Source organism: Phormidium pseudopriestleyi FRX01, from assembly GCF_017313335.1.
Classification (GTDB): Bacteria; Cyanobacteriota; Cyanobacteriia; order Cyanobacteriales; family Laspinemataceae; genus Laspinema; species Laspinema pseudopriestleyi.
In genome coordinates this window covers 1-4,719 of the sequence record NZ_JAFLQW010000263.1, presented here as the reverse complement: position 1 = coordinate 4,719, position 4,719 = coordinate 1, and the positions used below count along the sequence as shown (strand labels likewise).

Annotated in this window: 2 protein-coding genes and 1 pseudogene; all 3 read right to left on the bottom strand. The window is 49.2% G+C overall.

Translation table 11 applies throughout. The features are described 5' to 3' along the window. Positions 1–96: 96 nt before the first annotated feature. Positions 97–2,301, bottom strand: coding sequence for a hypothetical protein (locus tag J0895_RS09630; RefSeq protein ID WP_207087886.1), 2,205 nt, complete (start codon positions 2,299–2,301; stop codon positions 97–99). Positions 2,302–2,538: 237 nt separating this feature from the next. Then, positions 2,539–3,846, bottom strand: a complete 1,308-nt coding sequence (gene ctpC / locus J0895_RS09625) for a carboxyl-terminal processing protease CtpC (RefSeq protein WP_207087885.1) — start codon at positions 3,844–3,846, stop codon at positions 2,539–2,541. Between the two features lie 465 nt (positions 3,847–4,311). Then, positions 4,312–4,719: pseudogene (locus J0895_RS09620) on the bottom strand (flavodoxin-dependent (E)-4-hydroxy-3-methylbut-2-enyl-diphosphate synthase); the annotation flags it as partial.

Below are 4,719 nucleotides of genomic sequence, written 5' to 3'. Positions count from 1 at the left end.
TTTTTACCCAATCTTTGGCAAGGAGTCATAAATTGGGTTAAAAACCCGGTTTCTTGTCCCAGGGAAGGAAGCCTAAATCTGCACTTTCATCGGGTTTTAACCGTTATTTCCCGGCAAAAATTGCATCAATTCCAATTGATTCCCCGCTTCTACCGTATCCACAGCAGTCAACCATTCTCGACGTAGGCGATCGCGACTGCCTAGACGGTCAAATTCATCTTGCCACACCTCAGAACGGACTTGTTCTAAAAAGATTTGCCATTCGGTTTTCACCCCTTCCACACGCAACACCCGGTCCACAAATTCCTCAACGATCGCAAACGCCGCCTGATTCGGTTCAATCAACAAATCTTCTAGGGCGGTTTCACAATTATAAACCGCTTCGGCATGAAGGGTTTTCAGATTCCCTAAAACTTCAGACGCCGAAATCCCTTGCTGGGATAATTTCAATTCCGTTTTATCCGGATTTAATCCATCTAACTGCTGACGAATCCGATGTTGAATCAGTCCCCGATAGGATAAATTAAATTCGGATAAAATTCTAAAACCCAGTTTCAGTTTTTGTAAATCTTCGGGTAACAGTTCCGCCATTACGCCTAAAAATTCACTTCCCCGAACCGGGGTAATGTTTCCTAACCGCCCCTGTTCAATTAGCACATCGGCAACTCTGGACTTGACTCGTTCGATCGCCTGCTTCAATCCATCATCTAAAGTCAAAAAATGTTGGGATAAATGAGCGCGAATTTCGTTCAAATATTGATAGTACGCATTGGGATAACCTCCGACGCGATCGCGTCGAGTTTCTATCTCTTCTAGGGTCGGAATGCCCGGATCTTGCCGACAATTGGCAATCGCAATCTGGACTTGCTTCTTAAACTCCAAATCTTCCTCCTCTCGCTGCTGAGACAGACACCGCAAAAATCCCTCTAACCCACTGGTTAAGTTATTCCATAGGGCATCGAATAACCGCAGAAATAGGGGAAATTCGCTCTCTCGCTGGACCGCTTGCCCCAGGGCTTGCCTTGCCTTAACCAGTTCGGCACAGAGGCGATCGCGCAGATGCAAGAGTCTGTCTTGACAAGCTGCCGCATACTGTCGATCCAGTTCAGTAATGTCAGCCATTAAATACTCCAAAACCCCCTCTAAAATCTGCTGATTCACCGCAACAGAATCGGCACAATTCACCGTTAGGGTTTTGACCACTTCAATATGTTTTTCTGCCATCGTTTCGGCTAAATCTTGGCAGTTTTTGGCATTATCCCCATTGCCCGAACCGGCGCTAGTTTGGTTGAGAATCATCATCGACCAGAGGGCGATCGGCAGTTCAGTTAAAGCCGTCGCCGCAGTGTCATACAGCTTGACATCAACATCAGCCCAATAATCCCCCGAAGATTTAGGCATCCTCACAAACAACACAAAATCTACCTCATGACCGAGGGTTTCAATCAATCTCACCTCATCGCCAATCCCTGTATCCCCCAATCCGGGCATATCAACCAAGGCAATGGTTCCCACATCGCTATTGGGAAACTTGCAGACAATTTTCACTTGACGCACAGCGAGATAGTTGAAAAAGACGCGCTGACCATCAGAGGTATCTTGTGCGACATATTCGCGAATTTCCCCTTGAGAAATCCGGCGTGGGGAGGGTTGGTGGAGGAGAGACCGATACTGGTCCAGGTGGGTGTGATATCGCCGGAGATGTTCGTATTTTGCCCCGGTTTGTGCGCCGTAGAGGTCGCGAGGTAGAGGAGGAAGAGACTGCCTTGCAAAGTCATCGAGGGACTGGGGGGCGGGGCCTAACTGGAGTTGGTTGTAATAGGGGGCGATCGCCTCGTCTAAAAACGATCGCCCACTATGAAAGAACACTTCCCCATGAGTTTCCAGGGTGGGATTGTGGTAAATGGTACTGAGCACGCCGGTACAATGTTGGCGATCGCCGTCGGGAATTTCCGAGGCACTCAGTCCAGTCAAACTTTGTAAGAGGCGACTTTTCCCTTGTCTAGCGCGTCCAACGACGCCAATATTCAGGGTATTTCGGGAAAACCGAGCTTTCAGTTTCGCCATCGCCTCTAATTCCGTAGCAATCTCCACCTGAATTTTCCAAAAATCCACGTCCTGGAGATGTCCGACGATCGCCACATCCTCCACGGAATCCAGGAGGCGATCGCGGTGGTCCTGTAAGGTCCGAAGGGCCGCCGCTAGGGACCTCAAATTGTCCTCAACCCGACTCATTTTTTCGGCTAAGGGGCGACGTTTTTCGACAATCTGAGCAATTTGTGCGGTTCTGTGGTTATTCATCTTGGGCAGTATAATTCTCGGTTTCCGTCCCCTCTCTTGAGGCTGTCAGCTCCGGATTAATCGCCCGTCAAGAACTGAAAAGACTGCTTTGAGGGATACCAGAAAAAAAAGAAGACCCTTTCATCTTACGGGATGGGGGTCTGATCTAGCCATTGTAAATCGTTTTAATTTCAGGGAAACAGGTAAAAACGAGCCAAGTTTTGAAACCGATAACCCTTACAAATTCACCGATTTCAGTTAGTTGGCGGGGATACGTCTAGCCCGGGCGGTGGCAATTTCTTGGCGGAGGACTTCCATCGCTTTCGTGTATTGAGGGTCTTGGGCGGAACCAATTAAGGTGCGATCGCCCCGTAAGAGTTTTTGTTGGTCCTCAGTCAGTTCGATCGCCACATCCGGCGTAATCCCTTCGTGGTTGATATCCGTACCATTGGGGGTGAGATACTTGGCAATCGTCACCGCCAGTCCGGATCCATCTCCCAATCCACGGACCGACTGCACTAAGCCCTTGCCGAAAGTTTTGGTTCCGACGAGGACCGCCCGTTCATTGTCTCGCAAAGCCCCAGAGAGAATTTCACTGGCACTGGCAGAACCCCCATCGACTAACACCACTAACGGTTTATTCGTCAAGGCGCGTCCGTTGGCCGACTGACGGTCCATCTCTCCGATGCGGTTCACCGTAGAGACAATGCTGCCGGAATCGAGCCACATCCGAGCGATTTCAATGCTGGAATGGAGCAGACCCCCGGGGTTGGACCGTAGATCCAGAATATAGCCGGAGACATTTTGGCCTTCCAGGTCCTTGATGGCGTCGCTCATTTCTTCAGCGGCGATCGCATTAAAATTGGTCAGACGGACATATCCGACCCCACCCATCGGGCTTTCCTGATAGCTGTAGCGGACTGGATGGAGTTCTATGCGTTCGCGCCGAATCTTATAATCTTGAGTCTCTTTCGTCCCGCGTTCTTCGTTGAGCACTCGTTCAATAGTCAGAGTCACCTCAGTGCCAACCGGACCGCGAATCAGGGACACCGCCTCATTGATATCCATCCCTTCGGTACTTTGTCCGTCAATCTTGAGGATGGCATCTCTGGCTTGAATTCCCATCGAGAAAGCCGGTGTATCCTCGATTGGAGAAATCACGATTAGTTGCTTGGTTTCTTCATCCTGGGAAATTTGAATCCCCACCCCTGTCAGTTCTCCAGAGGTATCAATCTGCATATTCTTGAACTCTTCTGGATTCATAAACCGGGTGTAAGGGTCACCCAGTTGTTCCAGCATTTCTTGAATCGCGGTGTAAGCTTCCTCCTTGTTGGTATAAGGTCGGGTCAAATAATCTTGACGAACCGTCTCCCAATCCACTTGGTTAAACGTGGCATCCACATAACTGCGGTTAATAATTTGCCAAACTTCGTCTACCAGTTCTTTGGGACTTTCTTGAAAAAATGCTTGACTTTGGGACAGATGAAGTCCCGCCCCCGTGACCGTAACAGCAGTTAAGGCTGCTGCTGTTGCACTTACTATAAGTCCGCGTTTTGTAATCACCATAAATATTCAATCAGGAAGGAAAAACTACGATTAAGGACGACCCCGGTTGACTCTTCTATCTTCCGACAAAGAAAGTAATACGATGAAAGCAATCTAGAGGGAAGCGATGGGGGTGATGAAGGGAAAGCACAGGGTTGATATTTAGCTATAGATGACGAACCCGATAACAAAGCGCCTGCCCTGATTCTATCTCCTTGAATAAGCCGGGGACAGCTCAAATCAGGAATGAACGATGGTCAGGATTTTATGGATAAGGTTTGTCCCTAGCCCTACGATAACACAGGCTTTGCTGAGGTAACAGACCCCGGCCTGATTCTGTTAAAGCCCGGTTCAAGGGGCGATCGCAGGCCGGATTTGCCCTAGGCGATCGCGACTCCCGTGGAAAAACCCGGCTTCTTGGCTAATACAGCATCCCCGAACCCCTAAATCTATAATAGAAAGCCGGTTTCTGCCCCCGTTTAATCCCTAGGGATCAACCCATCGCCCATCAGCTTGAATCAACTTAATTAACTCATCAACCCCTTGCGATTCCGGGACCTTTTTAATCTCATCCCGACCCCGATAGAGAGAGATATATCCCGGTTGTTTACCCACATAACCATAATCGGCATCAGCCATTTCTCCGGGTCCATTGACAATGCAACCCATTACAGCAATATCGAGTCCCGTCAGGTGTTTAGTCGCTTCGCGGACCTGATGGAGGACCTCTTCTAAATTAAAGAGGGTGCGACCACAAGAGGGACAGGCGACATATTCCACCATCGTCTTTCGCAGACCCAGGGCTTGTAAGATACTGTAACAGACAGGAATTTCTTTTTCCGGGGCTTCAGTCAGGGAAACGCGAATGGTGTCGCCAATGCCTTCGGCTAATAA

What these genes read in the sequence shown, in the direction of transcription:
- J0895_RS09630 (WP_207087886.1), bottom strand. Translation starts at nt 2,301, where the DNA reads ATGAATAACCACAGAACCGCACAAATTGCTCAGATTGTCGAAAAACGT.
- ctpC (WP_207087885.1), bottom strand. Translation starts at nt 3,846, where the DNA reads ATGGTGATTACAAAACGCGGACTTATAGTAAGTGCAACAGCAGCAGCC.